We start from the raw sequence: 1,724 nt of genomic DNA, 5'->3' as shown, positions 1-1,724 counted from the left end.
CGCCGCGCCACGGTCTCGCGCACCGCGGCCACCGCCACCAGCCCCGCGTCCGCCGCCACCGGATCGGAGCCGGGGACGGCGAGGAGCGGCTCGCCGAAGCGGTGCCAGCCGGTCGCCGACCGGTGGCGCACGGGAACGCTCAGCCGGATGCCGCTCGCGGGGAAGTCCAGCACGAGCTCCTCACCAGCGGCGGGAACGGGGGTCGCCGTCTCGCGCACGTACGCGCGCAGCAGCGTCTCCATCGCCGCGGCCTCGCCCGCCCGCCCCGGATCGGCGTGGTCGAGGGGGTCAAGGGGGTCGAGGGGGTCGAGGGGGTCGAGGGGGTCGGGGCCGGGCGGGCCACCTCGGTCTCCGGCGGCTGAGCGGGACATGGTGACCGTACGGTTCACAGGGCGTCCTCCTCGGCCTGGCCAGCCGCGGCCACGGTGCGCACGAGCCGTTCCACCTCGCCGGTGGTCGTGTGCGGGTTGAGCAGCGTGAGCTTGAGCCGGACCCGGCCGGGACCCTCGCCCGGAAGCTCGGTACGGCCGACGACCGCCCGCCCCTCGCGCAGCAGCCGGCGCCGCAGCCCGGCGTTCACCCGGTCCGCCAGCGCGGGGTCGCCGGGCAGGTAGCGGAACAGGAAGGCCGTCAGCACGGGATCCGCGTGCAGTTCGAGCCGAGGGTGCGCGCGCACCGCCCCGGCTCCGGCGCGGGCCAGGTCGTGGCAGGCGTCGACGAGACGGCCCAGCCCGTCGCGTCCCAGCGTCCGCAGCGTTACAGCGATCTTGAAGGCGTCGGCGCGGCGGGTCGTGCGCAGCGAGCGTCCCAGCAGGCTCGGGTACCCGGCCTCCTCGTCGTCCGCCGGGTTGAGGTAGGCCGCCCGCCTGGACAGCGACTCGTACGTCTCCGACCGCCGCACCAGGAACACGCCCGCCGCGACGGGCTGCCACCCCAGCTTGTGCCAGTCCAGGGACACGGAGTCTGCCAGCTCGATCCCGGACACCAGCGGCGCGAGCCGGTCGGACAGCAGCGCGCCGCCACCGTACGCGGCGTCCACGTGCAGCCAGGCGCCGTGCTCGGCGGCCAGCTCCGCGCAGGTCTCCAGGGGGTCGATCGCCCCGGTGTCGGTGGTGCCCGCCGTGGCGACCACGGCCACGGGCAGCTCGCCGCGTCCCGCGCTGTCACGCAGCGCGGCGGCCAGGGCCTCGGGGACCATCCGCAGGTCGTGGTCGACGGGGACGGACACGACCGCCTCCTCGCCCAGGCCCAGCAGGGCGGCCGACCGCCGTACCGAGAAGTGCGCAGCGGCGGAGGCGAAGATCCGCGGCGGTGGGCCGCCGCCGGGCACCCCGCTGAGCTGGATCGGGCGACCGGTCGCGCGGCCCAGGACCTGGTCGCGGGCCAGCATCAGGCCCATGAGGTTGGACTCGGTGCCGCCCGAGGTGACCACGCCGGCGGCCCCCGCCGGGTAGCCGACCAGCCCGGCCAGCTCCTCCAGCAGCAGGGTCTCCAGCTCGGTGGCGGCGGGAGCCTGGTCCCAGGAGTCCAGCGACGGGTTGAGCGCGGACGCGGCCAGATCGGCCGCCACGGCCACGGCCAGCGGCGGGCAGTGCAGGTGCGCGGCACAGGCGGGGTCGGCGGGGTCGGCGCTCCCGTACGCGAGCAGCGCGGTCATCCGCCGCAGCACCCCGTCGCCGTCGCCGTCGTGGGCGTCGTCGCCGGCAGGTCCCGAGAGGGCGCGG

The 1,724-nt window shown here is 76.9% G+C and carries 1 protein-coding gene and 1 pseudogene; both read right to left on the bottom strand.

Annotation, left to right across the window (positions count from 1 at the left end; all coding sequences use genetic code 11):
- Positions 1 to 389: pseudogene (locus DQW85_RS44785) on the bottom strand (hypothetical protein); the annotation flags it as partial.
- A partial coding sequence (locus tag DQW85_RS23465) for a pyridoxal phosphate-dependent decarboxylase family protein (RefSeq protein ID WP_113702247.1) occupies positions 386 to 1,724 on the bottom strand: 1,339 nt, incomplete at its 5' end. The gene DQW85_RS23465 and the pseudogene DQW85_RS44785, both read right to left, overlap by 4 nt.

It is taken from the genome of Nonomuraea lactucae (assembly GCF_003313395.1).
Classification (GTDB): domain Bacteria; phylum Actinomycetota; class Actinomycetes; order Streptosporangiales; family Streptosporangiaceae; genus Nonomuraea; species Nonomuraea lactucae.
This window is presented reverse-complemented; position numbering and strand designations above follow the sequence as displayed.